Raw genomic sequence first — 16678 nt, 5'->3', positions numbered from 1 at the left:
TGTGTATTATTTTAATATATTTAATTACGAAAGTTCGTAAAACGCTCTCATTCCACCAATTAGTTTTGGACGCGTCTTTGCTACAGTAACATGAGCGTGTCCAACTGCGTTTAACGTACAACGAACGGGTACTGCGACGTGCTTTAAATGCATACCAATGAATGTATCTCCAATATCAATACCGGCATCAGCTTTAATAAACTCTACCAAAACGGGATCTTTAAGCTGGCCATAGGCCTGTGTAGCCATCGCTCCGCCTGCTTTATGAATAGGCACAACACTAACCATTTCTAAACGCTCTTTGCGAGCTAATTCTCTTTCTACTACCAGTGCTCGATTGAGATGTTCACAGCATTGAAATGCTAAGTGAACACCCGTTTTTTTTCGAAAATCTGATAGCGCATCAAAAATCATTTCTGCGACTTCCATTGCGCCTGCGGTTCCTATTTTTTCACCAATTACCTCGCTTGTACTGCATCCAATGACAAGTGTATGTTCTGAAGACAACTGCACTTGTGCTAAAAAATCAGATAAAACTGTTTCCAACTGCTCTTTCCATTTCGTAAGTTCAGACACGTTTTTCTTCCTTTCTTTCATTGAATACGTTCACATTATACAGTTAATGTTGCATCACTTTGCTGCTCATACTGTTTAATTTTATTCACGCGATTTTCATGTCGGCCGCCTTCAAATTCTGTCATTAACCAAATTTTCGCAATTTCACGTGCAAGTCCCGGCCCAATGACACGTTCACCCATTGCCAAAATGTTGCTATCATTATGTTCTCTTGTCGCTTTTGCACTGAACGTATCATGCACTAGAGCACAGCGAATTCCTTTTACTTTATTAGCTGCTATACTCATACCGATGCCTGTTCCACAAATAAGAATGCCTCGACTTACTTCTTGGCTTGCCACTTTTTGAGCAACGGGAAGTGCATAATCCGGATAGTCTACGGACGCTGTGCATTCACACCCTAAATCCACATATTCAATATTTAATTCTTCCATTAAAGAGATAATTTCCTGTCGCAAATTTATACCGCCGTGGTCAGATGCAATAGCTACTTTCATCTTTTTTTCCTCCTCATACGTACCTTCGTCTTATATTAAATTTCTGTTCATTTTAAGTCAGCAAAAATTTATGGGACCTTTTATAATTTGTCGACTATTTTGTTAATCATACGCTCTAACTCTTCTAAAGTCTGTTCGTACGTCTGTAATGATCCGCCAAACGGATCAGACACTTCACCTTGCTCGTCGGCAAATTCTTTTAGCGTAAATAATTTATCACTTACGTATGGAGCTTGGTTCAAAATCAGCATTTTATGCTGCTCCGTCATCGTAAAAATATAAGTAGCCCACATCAATTGTTCTTCCGTTAATGCTGCCGAAGCATGAGAACAAGCTATGCCTTTCTGGTGAAGGGCAACTTGTGCATGAACAGAAGCTTCACTTCCATTTGAAGCGAATACGCCTGCAGACTTCACGTTTATTCCATCTATCTCTTTAGCTTTGAGCAACGCTTCTGCCATAGGGCTGCGGCACGTGTTTCCTGTACATACAAATAAGATGTTTTTCAAGATACATCCTCCCTTGCTTTCACTATGTTCGACTATGTTGATATTCCACCCTATTGTATCTCTATTGCCTGCATAAATCCAGTTAGCTTTTCCGGGTATTTTTTATCCATTACCGCTTCATCCATCTCGAAAAAACGACTTCGCTTTCCTTCTTTTATCGCTGCAATCCAAAAGAAGCAAAAAAAGACCATAACCTGAATGGTCATGATCCTTTACCTATTTATATAGTTAAAAAGGTAGTAACAATTTGATTCCAAAAGCTAATAAAATGCTTCCGCCCAGTGCCTCACTATATGAACCAAGCCAGCCTTGTACTCTTCTGCCTAGCAGCAGTCCTAACCAAGTTAATAGCATACTTACTACGCCAAAAACAATAATGGTCAAAAACGTTCTTGCTCCAAAAATACCTAAGCTAAGTCCAACAGAAAAACTATCTAGACTCACGCTGAGCGCAAAAAATAACAGTCCAAAGCCAACTGGTTTGATAAACGGCGTATCGTCATGCTTAAAGGAGGAATAAATCATCTGCGCCCCAAGAATCAGCAATAAAATTCCACCGCCATAGGTAGCAAACATTCCAAGTTTATCAGACAAAAGTCGTCCAATAAACATGCCTAACAGCGGCATCCAAATATGAAATACACCGATAACAACACCAATGTAGAAAATTTGGCGAAAGCGTAAACGAATTAATCCCATTCCCAAACCAACTGAGAAAGCATCCATTCCCAAGGCAAACGCCATAATGACTAACGTGATCATTTCACTAATTAACTGAGATACATTCATCTTTACCCTCCTCGGACGTGCTCCTATTTCAAAATATGCACATTCGAAAAGGTTTAGAAGATGAATTTTATTGCTTAATCACGTGATGTCCTGCAGCTTTCATTAATCGGTTCATAACGGCATGACCGACTCCTTCTTCAGAAAAACTTTCACTAACGATAACATCTACGTCGCACTCATTAAATGAACGAAGCGACTCGTATAAGTGGCTAGCAACCGTCTCTAAATTTGAACGAGATCCACATGTGATAACCGCATCGGCTTTATACGCATCTTCATGTTCAGATGTCGTTAATACCCCCACTCGCTTACCCTGATCTTTATAGCGATTGATAATAGACTGAAAAAAATCCGAACTGCCGTCAACGATGACAAGCGGTGCATCAGGTGCGTAATGCGTATATTTCATACCTGGAGATTTTGGCGCTTCTTTATCACTTAATAACGCTTGATCTACTTTTACGGGACCAATTACATTTTCCAACTCTTTCTGAGTAATGCCGCCCGGCCGTAAAATAATAGGAATCTCTTCTGTGCAGTCAAGGACCGTTGACTCTACTCCTACCCCTGTTGCTCCTCCATCCACAACTCCACTAATACGCCCTTCTAAATCATTCATCACATGATGAGCTAGAGTGGGACTTGGCTTGCCGGAAAGGTTTGCACTAGGAGCCGCGATAGGCAAAGCCACTTTTTTTAATAATGCGAGGGCTACTGGATGTGAGGGCATTCTCACTGCAATGCTGTTTAAACCAGCCGTAACCTTATCTGAAACTCGATCTTTTTTGGGTAATATGACTGTAAGAGGACCCGGCCAAAAAGCATCGATCACTTTCTCTGCTTTTGAAGGAATCGACTCTACAAATGTATGAAGCTGCTCTTTATCTCCAATATGAACAATAAGAGGGTTATCACTAGGACGTCCTTTCGCTGCAAAAATTTTATCCACAGCTTTATCCGATGTTGCGTCTCCTCCTAATCCATACACCGTCTCTGTAGGAAAAGCAACTACTTCGTGATTGCGCAGCAAATCTGCTGCTTCTTCTATCTGTGGATAAATATCTTTTTCGTGCGTAAAATTATCCACAACCCATAACTTAGTTTCCATCTTCTTCAACTCCTTTTTCTTTCTATATCTAGGTTTTTTTTACTTTAAAAGTACAATATGTATCAAAGATAGTAAAATACATGCATTCATTATATCAACAAACAAGCTTTATCCACAAAATGTGGATAAAGCTTATGTTTTTGTGAATAACATTGTGGATACCCCATTAAAATGATTTATCCACATTTTCTTTTAACTAGCTGCATAAAACATCACATAGACATCCTGAGGGTTTGGTAACTTTTTTAAATAAGAATGTTCTTTTAACAACTCAGGCAGTGCACTGTAAGATGTTTGCTGAAAATTCATCATTTGAAAAAAATGTAGAGAAGATGCCTTATTTGTTAGTAAATATAGTTGCTTTACGCCATGCTTTTGAGCCAGCTGGACGATGCTTTTAAATAGCAGCAGAATATCAGATTGCATTAAAGAAGGAGACACGACAAGGGAGCGGAGAATTCCATCCACACCTTCTTTTTCAAACCCAACTGTTGCTAGCAGCTCGCCTTCTTCATTTTCCATTATGACAAATTGATGAATATGCTCTTCCACACCAGCTGTACTGATGCCCGCTTTTTGCAAGAACTGCTGAATTCGAATATAATCATTTTCACTGGCAATTTTTAATTGTTCTCTCATTTTAATCACCTCAACTTGTTTTCTAGTAACAAATCTATGAGATGATTAAAAGAAGTAGAACTGAATTTTATTTTTAATGATTCTATTAATTAAATACTGACGATACCCATTCTACTACAAAAAACTTAACTTCTACAGAATCTTCTTTTGATTTAGAATCAGCTTTTTTCTTAGATGAAACAGACTTTTCAGCTTCTTTACTTTCCTTTTTTTCAGCCTTAGCACTTGTCTCTTCCTTTACTGTGCTGCTTGTATCTTTTGCAATTACTTCTTTAGAAGATACTGTTGATTGAGAAGATTCCTCAGCTTTCTGCTCAATAGAATCCGATGTAATAGTTGCAGATTGAATTTCTGTTTTCACTGCAGGCTCTTTACTTTCAGCCGATTTGTCATCTGTTTTGTCTGCAGATTTTGATTCAGAAGCTGCTGGTTTCTCTTTTTCTTCCGTTGGCTCTTCTTCAGATGGCTCCGGCGCTTTTACCGCTTCACCGTTTGAGAAATCTAAGAAGCATAAAGGAGGAAATAGTACACACCACCAGTTTGCTCCCTCTCCTTTGCCAAGAGTAATAAGCACGGCTTCATACTCCCCTGCTGGATATAAGAACTGACCGTACAACTTAGTAGGAAACTCTACTTTTCCGAATTTAACATGAACAGATTCATTTACGCCTTCTTCTTTTAACACTTCTTTCGCAATTGTTTCAAGCGCCGGCAAATTTTCTTTAATCGTTTTTCGAGCTACAGTTACAGATGTTAAATCTTTTACCCATTCTGTAATTTGTTCGTTCACCCGGTCACGAATCAGACGTTTTACGTACTGGTCTTTTTCACCATCGCTGTTTGCTAAAATGCGCAGTCGAATCGCCTCGTCTGGAATGACGGCAGGCTGATCTGCCTGCACTTGGTTATGTGTATATATAAGTTGAGCATTTGCTCCAATAATTAATAAAATAAAATAAATGATAGCATATTTCTTCATTTCGGCCACCGTCCTTTCATAGGAACAGTATGGCCGAAAGCAAGATATCTTAAACTAGTAATTTAGTAAAAAAATGCATGATTTTCAAAAACCAAAGGGAAAATCATTCCCTCTGATTTTTTTAGTTCTCGCGAAGTTTTGCAAAAACCATTCGATCTTTTCCATTAATATCATATACACATTCTACAAAAGCTGTCGGAAACGTTTTTTGCAGCATCTCAGCTACATCTTTTGTCTGTCCGGCCCCGACTTCAAATCCAATAATACTATTTGACTTCGTCACATATGGCAGCTCTTCCATGAAACGCCGATAAAAATCCAGGCCATCTTTCCCACCAAAAAGAGCTCGGTTTGGCTCATGATCTTTTACCACTGTGGACAACACATCATCTGCTGGAATATAAGGCGGATTAGACACAATCACATCAAATTTCTGATTTGATAATAGAAATGGTTGTAATAGATCTCCCTGTATAAACGTGACAGCAGCGTCCAGGTTTTGAGCATTTTCTTTGGCTACGCTTAAAGATTCTATAGCTATATCGGTTGCTGTAACTTCCACTCTGTCAAGTTCCAAAGCTAAAGTTATAGCAATTGCCCCACTTCCCGTTCCAATATCTACAAGCTCAATAGGCTGGTGTTGAAATTCTTTTTTTATTCGAGAAATCATTCCGTATACCAGCTCTTCCGTTTCGGGTCTTGGAATTAATACATGTTCGTTTACAATAAATGAACGCCCGTAAAATTCTTCTGTCCCGATTAGATATTGTACAGGCATACCTGCTTTATGAGCATGGACATCTTGTTCAAACCTTTTTAGACTTTCTTCTTCTAGTTCTTCCTGCAGAGCACCTAGCAAATGAGTTCTCGTCATCTGCAAGTGATGGCGAAGCAAGAGTTCTCCCGCGTTTTCATCTCGCTTTGCCTCTTTCAAAAAAGAAGAAGCCCACTTAAGGGCTTCAAATACTTTCATTAGTTCGAATCTTCCATTCGGCGCGCTTGGTCTTCCATGACTAATGCATCGATAATTTCATCAAGCTTGCCTTCTAAGATTTGATCTAGCTTTTGAATCGTCAGACCAATACGGTGGTCCGTTACGCGATTTTGCGGGAAGTTATACGTACGGATACGCTCGGAGCGATCTCCTGATCCAACTGCTTGTTTGCGCGTTGCATCGTACTCTGCTTGTGCTTCTCGCTGAAACTTATCGTACACGCGAGCACGCAATACTTTCATTGCTTTTTCTTTATTTTTAATCTGAGACTTTTCATCTTGACATGATACCACTGTATTTGTTGGTAAATGCGTTAAACGAACGGCTGACATCGTCGTATTAACACTTTGGCCACCAGGTCCACTTGAAGCAAATGTATCTACACGGATGTCTTTTTCATGAATGTCCACTTCGACTTCTTCTGCTTCAGGAAGACATGCTACCGTTGCTGTAGATGTATGAATACGACCGCCTGATTCTGTTTCAGGAACTCGTTGAACACGGTGTGCGCCGTTTTCAAATTTCATCTTTGAGTACGCACCTTTACCGTTAATCATAAAGATAATTTCTTTATAACCGCCTACTCCAGTAGTCGTTGCTTCCATTACTTCTGTTTTCCAGCCTTGTGATTCAGCAAAGCGCGAATACATGCGGTACAGATTAGCTGCAAATAATGCTGCTTCATCTCCGCCAGCAGCTCCACGAACTTCCATAATTACGTTTTTATCATCGTTTGGATCTTTTGGAATTAATAAAATACGTAGCTTTTCAACTAGCTCTTCTTGCTGCGTTTCTAACTCGGCAATTTCTTCTTTTACCATGTCACGCATATCTGCATCAAGCTTATCTTCAAGCATCGTTTTCGCTTCTGATAACTGCTCTTTTACATCTTTGTATTCTTGATAAGCAGCTACCGTTTGTTGTATATCTGATTGTTCCTTCGAATATTCTCTCAACTTAGAGGGGTTGTTTACGATCTCAGGGTCACTCAGAAGTTCGTTTAACTTCTCATAGCGCGCCTCTACCGCTTCTAAACGATCAAACACGTCATTCACCTCATTCTTTATCCATAACATTGTAATTATAGTATAGCTTTAAAATAGAGTCAAAACCTTGTTAATACACGTATATGAACAAAAAAACAGAACTGCGCGTTCTGTTTTTATCATCATAAAATTCTTGCTTTATTTTTCGACCATTTCGCTTGAGTCCACAGACACAGCTTGTCCTTTAGACTTTTGCACAACGTGGCAATGACGACATCTTGGTTCGTAAGATTCAGACGCACCGACTAAAATAATAGGGTCGTCATAAGAAGCAGGCTCACCGTTAATTAAACGCTGCGTACGGCTCGCAGGAGAGCCACATGAAGCGCACACAGCCTGTAGCTTTGTTACTGACTCTGCAATAGCCATTAACTGCGGCATTTGTCCAAAAGGTTCACCTTTGAAGTCTTGATCTAACCCCGCTACAATCACACGAAAGCCTTGATCCGCTAAAGATTGAACAATTTCTAAAATATCTGTGTCAAAAAACTGTACTTCATCTATCGCTACTACGTCTGTCTCTTCATCTACTCGCTTTAAAATATCGCGCGATGCCGAGATTGAATAAGCCATAACAGATGTACCATTATGTGAAACGACCGCTTCTTCGCTATATCGATTATCGATTGCAGGCTTGAACACTTGTGCTTTTTGTTTAGCAAACTGCGTACGGCGCACACGTCGAATTAACTCTTCTGATTTCCCTGAAAACATACTGCCACAAATTACTTCTATCCAACCGCTTTGTTTCATTACGTACACCACTGCGGGACTCTCCCTTCTTCTCGTTCCGTTTCTGAGCGAACCGCTACTAACTTAATCTACGTCTTCTATGTAGATCTTATTCCTATGATAAAGTACCCACTTTTTTATCAAGCAGACACTGTTTTTCTACTTTTATAAGCAAAAAAACAGGCAAGAAGTTAAGCTACTTGCCTGTTTGTTTCGACAATGTGATTATTTAAGACCGTATTTTTTGTTGAAGCGATCAACACGGCCACCAGCTTCAGCGAATTTTTGACGACCAGTGTAGAATGGGTGACATTCAGAACAAGTCTCAACGCGGATCTCTTCTTTTACAGAACCACTTTCAAATTCGTTTCCGCAAGTACATTTAACCATAACTGTTTTATAGTTTGGATGAATTCCTGTTTTCATTCGTTTCATCTCCTTCCGCCCTGAATCATTCTGAAACAGAGTTTATTGATAAAGATAGTGATGAAATAGTAACTATTTCACTGTGTACTTTATCAACACACATGATGAAATTATAACAAGGGTTGTATGCTTTTGCAACCACATGTTTTATAACTTATCGTTTATTTGCTAGAAGCGTTTTTTTCTCTTCCGTTAACATCGAGAAGAACTCTTCATTTGTCTTTGTTTGACGTAAACGTTTTAAGAATTTTTCTGCAAAATCAGGAGCATCTGCCATTGATTTACGAATTGCCCATAAGTGGTCTAAATGCTCTTTTGGAATTAACAGCTCTTCTTTACGTGTGCCTGAGCGACGAATGTCAATCGCAGGGAAGATACGTTTTTCAGCTAGTGAACGATCTAGATGCAGTTCCATGTTACCTGTACCTTTAAATTCTTCATAAATAACATCATCCATACGAGAGCCTGTATCAATTAAGGCTGTTGCTAGAATGGTTAAGCTGCCTCCATCTTCAATGTTACGAGCAGCTCCAAAGAATCGTTTTGGACGGTGAAAAGCAGCCGGGTCAATACCCCCTGATAGTGTACGACCGCTCGGTGGAATAACTAAGTTATAAGCACGAGCAAGTCTTGTGATGCTATCCATCAAAATGACAACATCTTTCTTATGTTCGACTAATCTCATCGCACGTTCAAGGACAAGTTCCGCTACTTTAATGTGGTTTTCTGGCACTTCGTCAAATGTAGAACTGACAACATCACCGTCAACCGAACGCTCAATGTCCGTCACTTCCTCAGGACGCTCATCAATAAGAAGGACAATCAATTCTGCATCAGGATGATTTGTTGTAATGCTATTGGCAATTTCTTTTAACAGCATCGTTTTACCTGCTTTTGGCGGCGCGACAATTAGTCCTCTTTGCCCAAATCCAATTGGTGAAATCAAGTCAATAATACGCGTAGAGAAACTTCTTGGCTGAGTTTCTAGCAGCATTTGCTCATTTGGGTAAATCGGCGTTAGCGCTGGAAAATGCACGCGATCTTTTGACGTTTCCGGATCTTCTCCGTTTACTGCTTCTACATGTAATAATCCGTAGTAGCGCTCATTTTCTTTTGGAGGACGAACTTTCCCCGATACCTTGTCTCCATTACGCAGATCGAAGCGACGAATTTGTGAAGCTGAGATATAAATATCTTCTGAACTCGGTGAATAGTTAATTGGTCGTAAGAAACCGAATCCTTCTGACTGAATAATTTCAAGAACGCCTTCCATAAATAAAAGCCCATCTTGTTCAGCTTGAGCCTTTAAAATAGCAAAGACAAGTTCTTTTTTCGTTAATTTACTATAGTACGAAACTTTATACTCACGAGCATGTTCATATAGCTCTTTTAATTTCATATTTTCTAAACTGGATAATGTTAAGTTCATTAGGACACCACGCTTTATAATGAATAATTTTTAACCGTTCCTCCCATATTAAATTCAAATATAAAATTGAGAGATGATATGGATGGAATAAATCTGTGAAAATGGAGAATATAACCTTTGAAGTATAATAAGTAGAATCAATTGATTAACTATACACTTTTAGAAGAATAATTCCGACATAAAACCATTTATATTATCTTGATAAATTTAACGTAGCAATTTATATTCTAACCTTTTTCTATCTTTTTAATCAATCTTTTTTTACTTTAGAAGATGAATAAAAAAAAGGAAATTTAATAGCTTACGAGAAGCGAGGAAAACCTTTTCATAATTTCACATTAAAGGAAATAAACTGGACATTAAAATAAGAAATGAAATTTATCTTTTAGCTTCCCTTTTTATCTATTTACCCTATTCATAAATATATAAGCTACACAGACATAGAAGAACGCTCCTACGCCTGTGTAGCTTATTAAAAAGCTCATTTCTAAACTTTGCTTTCATGACTGTGGCACCGATTTGCCTTTATGAATTTTGAAATTGCTCAATTTCCTCTTGAGTCATCTCTTCACGCCAAATCATTGCCCCTAAATCCGATAACTTGTCTACTAAATGACTGTAACCACGGTCAATGTGCTCTAAACCCGTTACCTCTGTAATCCCTTTGGCCATTAAGCCAGCGGTTACGAGAGCTGCTCCTGCTCGTAAGTCCGACGCTTTCACACGCGCACCTTGTAAGTGAATAGGACCATTAATAATAGCAGAACGTCCTTCTACCTTAACAGATGCATTCATTCGTCTCAGCTCATCAATATGCTTAAACCTTGCACCGTAAATTGTATCCGTCACAACGCTTGTACCAGACGCTCTTGTTAGAAGCGTCGTAAATGGCTGCTGTAAATCAGTTGGGAAACCTGGATATACTAGCGTCTTAATATCTACAGGCTTCAATAGCTGACGAGTCGCTACAAGAATCTGATCTGAGCTTGTTTCGATATGAATACCCATCTCACGCATTTTAGCCGTTAATGACTCCAAATGCTGAGGGATAACGTTGTCAACAACAACTTCTTTTCCCATACTCGCTCCCATGATCATATACGTGCCTGCTTCAATTCGGTCTGGAATGATAGAATGACGGCATCCTTTTAATTGATCTACTCCATCAATTCGAATAACATCCGTACCTGCACCTTTAATACGGGCACCCATACTTGTCAGTAACGTAGCTACATCAATAATTTCAGGCTCTTTAGCAGCATTCTCAATAACGGTACGCCCTTTTGCTCTTACAGCAGCGAGCATAATATTGATTGTTGCTCCTACGCTAACAACGTCTAAATAAATTCGAGCACCAATTAATTCCTCAGCTCGAATGTAAATAGCTCCTTGCTCATTTGTTACTTTAGCGCCAAGAGCTTCAAAGCCTTTAATGTGCTGATCGATTGGTCTAGGACCAAGGTAACAGCCTCCTGGAAGCCCAACTACCGCTTTTTTAAAGCGTCCCAACATCGCCCCCATTAAATAATAAGAAGCGCGTAATTTTTTTACTTTTCCGTTCGGTAAAGGCATTGCAACCATTCCGGATGGATCTACTGTTAATTCGTCGCTATCAATGGTTACTTTCCCACCAATTTCTTCAACTAAATCCCCTAATAACTGCACGTCTGAAATATCGGGCAGACCTTCAATTGTAACAGGTGACTCGGCTAAAATTGTTGCTGGAATAAGCGCAACGGCACTATTTTTAGCACCACTGACGCGGACGGATCCACTTAAGGTAAAGCCACCTTGTATTTTTAACTTTTCCATTTATAGCTCCCTTCTAGTGAAAGAAAGTTTCTCACCTAGTAATTGAGGAAAATTTTGGTACAAAGAATACCTAAAAGAATGGTTATTTTTCCTATTACCTACTAGTGTACACGAAAATGAAAAAATCATGTATAGTTTCGACAAGATAAAAGAAAAATATGGCATTCACCTGTCAGGATGGTAAACGCCACACAAATTTATACATGTTTAGACATTTCGTTTTTCCCAATCCGCCAAAAATTGGTCAATTCCTGCGTTTGTTAACGGATGTTTGAACAATTGCATTAAAACTTTGTAAGGAATTGTCGCAATATGTGCTCCATTTTTTGCAGCTTCTGTTACGTGCATCGGATGACGAATAGATGCTGCAATAATTTCTGATGGAATGTCATGAATCACAAAAATATCTGCGATATCTGAGATTAAATCGAGACCATTAAAACCAATATCGTCTAATCTTCCTAAGAAAGGCGATACGTAAGTAGCACCTGCTCTTGCTGCCATTAACGCTTGGTTAGCTGAGAAAATAAGCGTAACGTTTGTCTTAATACCTAAACTAGTAAATTCTTTTACTGCTTTTAAGCCATCTGGAGTCATCGGTACCTTGATTGTAATATTCGGCGCAATCGCGGCAAGCTCTTTTCCTTCGCGAATCATGCCTTCTGCATCAAGCGCAATCACTTCTGCACTTACAGACCCTTCAACAAACTCTGTAATTTCACGAAGACGATCTTCAAACGTGATGTTCTCTTTAGCTACTAAACTAGGATTTGTTGTAACCCCCGCTAACAAACCTAATGAATGCGCTTCCTTAATTTCGTCTAAGTTAGCCGTATCAATAAAAAACTTCATGAATGCCATCCCCTTGTGTTATGTATTCAGAATGATAAGAAAATTATAGTAAAAATAAAACCGCCTTACAATAAAAATAAGACGGTTTTATTTTTCAGACTCAACTAATTGCAAACAGGCAATCCGAAGATTTCAAATTATGCTTTGTTAGAAGAACCGAATTCACGCATTTTACCTTGAACCGTTTCTTTGATTGCTTCGCGAGCAGGTCCTAAGTATTTACGTGGATCATATTGTTCAGGTTGCGCAGCTAATACTTCACGAACAGCTTTAGCTGAAGCAATTTGGTTTTCAGTGTTTACGTTGATTTTAGCAGTACCTAAAGAAACTGATTTTTGGATATCTTTTGTTGGAATACCAGTTCCACCGTGTAAAACTAATGGTAAACCTGTACGATCTCCGATTTCTTTCATTTCAGCAAAACCTAGGTTTGGTTCACCTTTGTATGGTCCGTGAACTGATCCTAATGCTGGAGCTAAGCAATCGATACCTGTACGGTTAACAAGTTCTTCACACTCGTTAGCATCTGCATAGATAACGCCCTCAGCAATAACGTCGTCTTCTTGTCCACCAACAGTTCCTAGTTCTGCTTCTACAGATACTCCGTGGAAGTGAGCTAGTTCAACTACTTTAGAAGTAATTGCAATGTTTTCTTCAAATGGGTGGTGAGAAGCATCGATCATTACAGAAGTGAATCCAGCATGGATTGCTTTTGCACATGATTCAAAGCTTGAACCGTGGTCTAAGTGAATTGCAACTGGTACTTGAACGTCGTAATCTTCGATTAGAGCTTCAACCATTGCTACAACAGTTTTGAAACCGCCCATGTAGCGTGCTGCACCTTCAGATACACCAAGAATAACTGGAGAGTTTTCTTCTTTTGCTGCTTGAAGAATAGCTTGAGTAAACTCTAAGTTATTTAAGTTAAATTGACCTACTGCATAGCCTTGTTCTTTTGCTGTAATAAGCATTTCTTTCATTGATACTAAAGGCATATTGAAATCCTCCTTAAAATCAACCTTAGATTAGATGCTAACCAAAAGGCACACTCAAATAGTATGCTCTTGAATTGAGTGTTTCATGTAGAAACAACGCGCATCTTTACATAATAGATTGTCGAATTATGAATACAGTAATTAGGATACCAACTAACAATGAAAACAGCAACATTTTTAGGCTGATATTCAAAATTTGTTAGGATGAAAACCCTACCAAAACCTTAATTCGACTTTACTGGTATATATTCCCTAACAACTTTTCGGATTTCATCAATATCAAACGGTTTTGCAAAGTGTGTTAATGCTCCTAAATCTTTTGCTTCTTGAATCATATCCAATTCACCATAAGCGGTCATAATGATGACTTTAATCGTTTCATCGTGCTGCTTTAACCTTTTTAAAATTTCAATTCCATCCATTCCTGGAATTTTCATATCTAATAAGACAAGATCCGGTGCTTGCTCTTTTGTAATATCAATCGCCTGGAAGCCGTTCGCCGCTTGAAATGTTGTATAGCCTTCTTTTTGCAGCACTTCCGTTAATAAAATACGTATACCATACTGATCATCAACAATTAAAATTTTCTCTGCCAATATAATCCCACCTTTTATATTCCTCTTCTACAGACAAAACTAACATATGTATTTCGCCTTTAAAACAAAAATCCCTGCTAATTAGAGAAATTGTTACAAAACATAGCTTTTTTTGTCATCCATCCAATTTCATTGCACTTTACTTTCATTGTAGCTCATTTCAAGATAGAATACAGATAGCTTTTTTCGTTATAATGTGTAGATAGACGGCTTTAGCCGCTTAAATCGAAGGGAGATTCTATGCTTAAAATTTTCACAACTCAACTTTCAGGTTTTTTTAAACGAATTGAAGAACAAGAAGAATTCCAATTTGAAGATGCCGCGCGTATTTTAGCACAAGCCTCTGTCGGAGAAGGATTTATTTATATTTATGGCGTAGAAGAAATGCACGCCATTACGCTTGAAGCACTAAGCAGTGCAGAACCTTTAAGTCAGGCAAAAGCTTTGCCTTTACATGAATTAGATCAGCTGACTAGCGTTGATCGCGTACTGCTTGTCTCTCGATTTTCAACAGATAATAAAGCAGTGGAAATAGCTGAACGTTTAAAGAAACACGATATTCCATTTGTTAGCATTGCTGCTGCTCCTAAAGAGATAACCGAGCCTTCTTTAACAGCACTCGCAGATGCGCATATTGATACAAAATTGTTAAAGCCGCTTATTCCTGGAGAAGACGGCTCAAGATTTGGTTTTCCAGCAATGATGGTCGCTTTATACGCGTACTACGGTTTAACTTTCACATTAAAAGAAATCGTAGAAGAATATGAATAAAAAACACGCTGTCTAAAGACAGCGTGTTTTTTATTTCACTTATTTGTTTTGACTTGATTCCATTGATGCGCGAATAAATTCTTTGAACAATGGTTGCGGTCTAGTTGGACGAGAAGTAAACTCTGGGTGGAATTGTGAAGCCAAGAACCATGGGTGGTCTTTTAGCTCTACAATTTCAATTAAACGGCCGTCTGGGCTTGTACCAGAGAAGATAAAGCCTTTCTCTTCCATTTGTTGACGGTATTCGTTATTGAATTCATAACGGTGACGATGACGCTCATATACCACTTCATCTTGATATGCTTTATATGCAAGCGTATCTTCAGACAATTTACAAGGGTATAATCCTAAGCGCAGTGTACCACCTAGGTCTTCTACGTCTTTTTGTTCTGGTAATAAGTCGATAATTGGATAGTTTGTTTCAGGTGCAATTTCTGCTGAATGTGCGCCTTCTAAGCCTAATACATTACGCGCAAACTCAACTGATGCCAGCTGCATACCTAAGCAAATACCTAAGAATGGAACTTTTTGCTCACGTGCATATTGTGTTGCTACAATTTTACCTTCAATTCCACGATCACCAAATCCACCTGGAACTAAAATACCGTCTACATCACCAAGTAAATCTTGAACATTTTCTTTTGTTACAAATTCCGAGTTTACCCACTTGATGTTTACATCTGCATCGAATGCATATCCAGCATGTTTCATTGCTTCTACGACAGAAATATAAGCATCTTGAAGCTCTACATACTTACCAACCAATGCAATTTTTGTTGTATTTGAAAGTCCTTTTACTTTCTCAACCAGTGCTTTCCACTCAGTCATTTCTGCTTCTTTGCAATCTAATTTCAAGTGATCGCATGTGATTTGATCTAGGTGCTGCTCTTGTAGAGATAGTGGAATTTCATATAATGTTTCAGCGTCTGCACACTCAATAACCGCTTTTGGATCAATGTCGCAGAATAAAGCTAGCTTGTCTTTCATATCTTCAGAAATTGGCATTTCTGTACGAACAACGATAACATTTGGCTGAATACCTAAGCTACGTAATTCTTTTACACTATGCTGTGTTGGTTTTGTTTTCATTTCACCAGCAGCTTTTAAATATGGCACAAGTGTACAGTGGATGTACATAACATTGTCACGGCCAATATCACTTTTAATTTGACGAATAGCTTCTAGGAAAGGAAGTGATTCAATATCTCCTACCGTTCCGCCGATTTCAGTAATAACAACGTCCGCATTTGTTTCTTTACCTGCACGGAAAACGCGTTCTTTAATTTCATTTGTGATGTGCGGAATAACCTGAACTGTTCCGCCTAAATAATCACCGCGACGCTCTTTTTTCAATACTGTTGAATATACTTTACCTGTTGTTACGTTGCTGTAGCGATTTAAGTTGATATCGATAAAACGCTCATAGTGACCTAAGTCTAAGTCTGTTTCCGCGCCATCATCCGTTACGAATACCTCACCGTGTTGGTATGGACTCATTGTTCCCGGGTCTACGTTAATGTATGGATCAAACTTTTGAATCGTTACGTTCAACCCACGGTTTTTTAATAAACGGCCTAAAGAAGCTGCTGTAATCCCTTTTCCTAGAGATGATACAACACCGCCTGTTACGAAAATATACTTTGTCATCTATACTTCCCCCTCTAAATAATTTGAACTGTACAATATTAAAAGTTTTCACATAAACAATCACAATTCATTCATTGTGCATGCGAAATTATAAGAAACCTTATGAATGTGAAACGTTCAAGAACCAAAAGAAAGTTTCTATCAAGGATTTATAAGAACATATCGGGGTGTAAAACATGGATAGATAAAATAAAAAAATTGCTCCCAATACCAAAACTGGATTGGGAGCAATAGTCTATTTTAAATAAAAACTTTTTAAATGCTTGTTTAAAGAGCCCAAA

19 protein-coding genes are annotated in these 16678 nt (G+C 38.6%); 1 reads left to right on the top strand and 18 read right to left on the bottom strand.

The features are described from left to right. Positions 1-24: 24 nt before the first annotated feature. The 17 genes from AC1D0Y_RS17825 to AC1D0Y_RS17745 form a co-directional block, all read right to left on the bottom strand. Complete coding sequence (locus tag AC1D0Y_RS17825; RefSeq protein WP_028409699.1) at positions 25-576, bottom strand: TIGR01440 family protein; 552 nt, start codon at positions 574-576, stop codon at positions 25-27. A gap of 35 nt (positions 577-611) precedes the next feature. Then, positions 612-1073, bottom strand: a complete 462-nt coding sequence (rpiB, locus tag AC1D0Y_RS17820; RefSeq protein ID WP_013085468.1) for a ribose 5-phosphate isomerase B — start codon at positions 1071-1073, stop codon at positions 612-614. A gap of 80 nt (positions 1074-1153) precedes the next feature. Then, entirely contained in the window at positions 1154-1582 is a 429-nt protein-coding gene (locus tag AC1D0Y_RS17815) for a low molecular weight protein arginine phosphatase (protein ID WP_025752493.1), read from the bottom strand. Positions 1583-1632: 50 nt separating this feature from the next. Next, positions 1633-1788, bottom strand: a complete 156-nt coding sequence (locus AC1D0Y_RS17810; protein WP_155660731.1) for a hypothetical protein — start codon at positions 1786-1788, stop codon at positions 1633-1635. Positions 1789-1810: 22 nt separating this feature from the next. After that, on the bottom strand, positions 1811-2371 hold the full coding sequence (locus AC1D0Y_RS17805; RefSeq protein WP_013059815.1) for a manganese efflux pump MntP: 561 nt from the start codon (positions 2369-2371) through the stop codon (positions 1811-1813). Positions 2372-2438: 67 nt separating this feature from the next. Further along, positions 2439-3479, bottom strand: a complete 1041-nt coding sequence (locus tag AC1D0Y_RS17800; RefSeq protein WP_098249414.1) for an L-threonylcarbamoyladenylate synthase — start codon at positions 3477-3479, stop codon at positions 2439-2441. A 192-nt stretch (positions 3480-3671) separates the two neighbouring features. Beyond that, complete coding sequence (locus AC1D0Y_RS17795; protein WP_013059817.1) at positions 3672-4118, bottom strand: GNAT family N-acetyltransferase; 447 nt, start codon at positions 4116-4118, stop codon at positions 3672-3674. A gap of 85 nt (positions 4119-4203) precedes the next feature. Then, entirely contained in the window at positions 4204-5097 is an 894-nt protein-coding gene (spoIIR, locus tag AC1D0Y_RS17790; protein ID WP_028409702.1) for a stage II sporulation protein R, read from the bottom strand. A gap of 121 nt (positions 5098-5218) precedes the next feature. Continuing rightward, positions 5219-6070 carry a peptide chain release factor N(5)-glutamine methyltransferase gene (prmC, locus tag AC1D0Y_RS17785; RefSeq protein ID WP_060745874.1) on the bottom strand — a complete coding sequence of 284 codons (852 nt, stop codon included), beginning with the start codon at positions 6068-6070 and terminating at the stop codon, positions 5219-5221. Continuing rightward, the gene (prfA, locus tag AC1D0Y_RS17780) at positions 6070-7137 is read right to left on the bottom strand and encodes a peptide chain release factor 1 (RefSeq protein WP_013059820.1); all 1068 of its coding nucleotides are present in this window, start codon (positions 7135-7137) and stop codon (positions 6070-6072) included. The genes prmC and prfA overlap by 1 nt, the downstream gene beginning before the upstream one ends. A 138-nt stretch (positions 7138-7275) precedes the next feature. Continuing rightward, positions 7276-7890 (bottom strand): thymidine kinase, encoded by a 615-nt coding sequence (locus AC1D0Y_RS17775; protein ID WP_226897604.1) that lies wholly within the window; start codon positions 7888-7890, stop codon positions 7276-7278. A 204-nt stretch (positions 7891-8094) separates the two neighbouring features. Beyond that, positions 8095-8295, bottom strand: coding sequence for a 50S ribosomal protein L31 (rpmE, locus tag AC1D0Y_RS17770; RefSeq protein ID WP_013085477.1), 201 nt, complete (start codon positions 8293-8295; stop codon positions 8095-8097). A 154-nt stretch (positions 8296-8449) separates the two neighbouring features. Then, complete coding sequence (gene rho, locus AC1D0Y_RS17765) at positions 8450-9724, bottom strand: transcription termination factor Rho (RefSeq protein WP_013059823.1); 1275 nt, start codon at positions 9722-9724, stop codon at positions 8450-8452. Between the two features lie 525 nt (positions 9725-10249). After that, complete coding sequence (locus AC1D0Y_RS17760; RefSeq protein WP_477707826.1) at positions 10250-11536, bottom strand: UDP-N-acetylglucosamine 1-carboxyvinyltransferase; 1287 nt, start codon at positions 11534-11536, stop codon at positions 10250-10252. Between the two features lie 207 nt (positions 11537-11743). Further along, complete coding sequence (fsa, locus tag AC1D0Y_RS17755) at positions 11744-12388, bottom strand: fructose-6-phosphate aldolase (protein WP_028409704.1); 645 nt, start codon at positions 12386-12388, stop codon at positions 11744-11746. Between the two features lie 137 nt (positions 12389-12525). Next, the gene (locus tag AC1D0Y_RS17750) at positions 12526-13383 is read right to left on the bottom strand and encodes a class II fructose-bisphosphate aldolase (RefSeq protein WP_013059826.1); all 858 of its coding nucleotides are present in this window, start codon (positions 13381-13383) and stop codon (positions 12526-12528) included. A gap of 224 nt (positions 13384-13607) precedes the next feature. Continuing rightward, a complete protein-coding gene (locus tag AC1D0Y_RS17745) occupies positions 13608-13982 on the bottom strand; it encodes a response regulator (RefSeq protein WP_087944205.1) in 375 nt (124 codons plus the stop codon). A gap of 237 nt (positions 13983-14219) precedes the next feature. On the opposite strand from AC1D0Y_RS17745, the gene AC1D0Y_RS17740 reads away from it, so the two are divergent. After that, positions 14220-14750 carry a DUF2529 family protein gene (locus tag AC1D0Y_RS17740; protein ID WP_060745875.1) on the top strand — a complete coding sequence of 177 codons (531 nt, stop codon included), beginning with the start codon at positions 14220-14222 and terminating at the stop codon, positions 14748-14750. 39 nt (positions 14751-14789) lie between these two features. Here AC1D0Y_RS17740 and AC1D0Y_RS17735 read toward each other — a convergent pair whose 3' ends face one another. Continuing rightward, positions 14790-16397 (bottom strand): CTP synthase, encoded by a 1608-nt coding sequence (locus AC1D0Y_RS17735; protein WP_060745876.1) that lies wholly within the window; start codon positions 16395-16397, stop codon positions 14790-14792. Between the last annotated feature and the right edge of the window lie 281 nt (positions 16398-16678).

This window comes from Priestia sp. P1_B12_1 (assembly GCF_056406695.1).
The sequence above is the reverse complement of the archived record's forward strand: the minus strand, read 5'-3'. Positions and strand labels throughout refer to the sequence as shown.

Coding starts and splice junctions, on each gene's coding strand:
- AC1D0Y_RS17775 (WP_226897604.1), bottom strand. CDS start 7,890: ATGAAACAAAGCGGTTGGATAGAAGTAATTTGTGGCAGTATGTTTTCA.
- prmC (WP_060745874.1), bottom strand. CDS start 6,070: ATGAAAGTATTTGAAGCCCTTAAGTGGGCTTCTTCTTTTTTGAAAGAG.
- rho (WP_013059823.1), bottom strand. CDS start 9,724: ATGAACTTAACATTATCCAGTTTAGAAAATATGAAATTAAAAGAGCTA.
- AC1D0Y_RS17750 (WP_013059826.1), bottom strand. CDS start 13,383: ATGCCTTTAGTATCAATGAAAGAAATGCTTATTACAGCAAAAGAACAA.
- AC1D0Y_RS17735 (WP_060745876.1), bottom strand. CDS start 16,397: ATGACAAAGTATATTTTCGTAACAGGCGGTGTTGTATCATCTCTAGGA.
- AC1D0Y_RS17760 (WP_477707826.1), bottom strand. CDS start 11,536: ATGGAAAAGTTAAAAATACAAGGTGGCTTTACCTTAAGTGGATCCGTC.
- AC1D0Y_RS17740 (WP_060745875.1), top strand. CDS start 14,220: ATGCTTAAAATTTTCACAACTCAACTTTCAGGTTTTTTTAAACGAATT.
- fsa (WP_028409704.1), bottom strand. CDS start 12,388: ATGAAGTTTTTTATTGATACGGCTAACTTAGACGAAATTAAGGAAGCG.
- rpiB (WP_013085468.1), bottom strand. CDS start 1,073: ATGAAAGTAGCTATTGCATCTGACCACGGCGGTATAAATTTGCGACAG.
- AC1D0Y_RS17805 (WP_013059815.1), bottom strand. CDS start 2,371: ATGAATGTATCTCAGTTAATTAGTGAAATGATCACGTTAGTCATTATG.
- AC1D0Y_RS17800 (WP_098249414.1), bottom strand. CDS start 3,479: ATGGAAACTAAGTTATGGGTTGTGGATAATTTTACGCACGAAAAAGAT.
- spoIIR (WP_028409702.1), bottom strand. CDS start 5,097: ATGAAGAAATATGCTATCATTTATTTTATTTTATTAATTATTGGAGCA.
- AC1D0Y_RS17795 (WP_013059817.1), bottom strand. CDS start 4,118: ATGAGAGAACAATTAAAAATTGCCAGTGAAAATGATTATATTCGAATT.
- rpmE (WP_013085477.1), bottom strand. CDS start 8,295: ATGAAAACAGGAATTCATCCAAACTATAAAACAGTTATGGTTAAATGT.
- AC1D0Y_RS17810 (WP_155660731.1), bottom strand. CDS start 1,788: ATGACCATTCAGGTTATGGTCTTTTTTTGCTTCTTTTGGATTGCAGCG.